The following is a 663-nucleotide window of genomic DNA, read 5'->3' on the forward strand; positions in this document are numbered from 1 at the left end:
ACCAACGAACGTGAAGTAGCGCGACGAACGTTGGCGATCACGCGGTCGCCGCGAAAGATCAACCACTTCAATAAATGCAACTCGGCGACTCGTCGTGCATCGCGTTGTTACGCCAATGCCGGATGCCAGAATGCGTCCAAATCAAGAAGTGCATCAACAGAGCCACCATCGTTGGTCCAGGATCCTACCAAATCACGTTGGCTATCGCCCTCGTACCATCTTAACGAGACGAGCCGAGTCGCATTCGAGTACACAGACGACAGCGAAACAAGGTCATCGGGTGAAGTATGCAGTTCGCAAGTGGGGACGAATCCCCGAAGGGCCTCTGTGAGACTTGCGAAGCGATCCGCGAGTTGTTGGTGCACGACGGAAAGAAGTGGATAACCGTCGTATCGATCAGCAACAAAAAGTGGACCGCCACCGTCAGCAAACGCGTGCAACACAAGCCCAAATTGCTCATCAACCGGTCCATATGGCCAATCTTGAAGTTCGATTGAGTCGTAGGTTCGAACCAATCCTATTGGAGTGCCATCTCGTGCGATTCGGCTAAAAAGTTGGCACGCCGGACAAATGCCGCGATCGGTCGATGCGACGAATCGATTGTCACAGCGAGGACAGCAGCGTTCATATCCCTCGTCGGTCATTCAATTCCTGGCGTAACGG

The 663-nt window shown here is 53.5% G+C and carries 1 protein-coding gene; it reads right to left on the reverse strand.

Features of this window, described 5'->3' with window-relative positions:
- Window positions 1-107: 107 nt before the first annotated feature.
- Window positions 108-644 carry a hypothetical protein gene (locus FYC48_RS27975; protein ID WP_160149726.1) on the reverse strand — a complete coding sequence of 179 codons (537 nt, stop codon included), beginning with the start codon at window positions 642-644 and terminating at the stop codon, window positions 108-110.
- Window positions 645-663: the final 19 nt, after the last annotated feature.

This window comes from Roseiconus lacunae (assembly GCF_008312935.1).
In the GTDB taxonomy this organism is placed as follows: Bacteria; Planctomycetota; Planctomycetia; order Pirellulales; family Pirellulaceae; genus Stieleria; species Stieleria lacunae.

Excerpts from the sequence above, each read along its gene's own strand:
- FYC48_RS27975 (WP_160149726.1), bottom strand. The coding sequence starts at position 644 with ATGACCGACGAGGGATATGAACGCTGCTGTCCTCGCTGTGACAATCGA.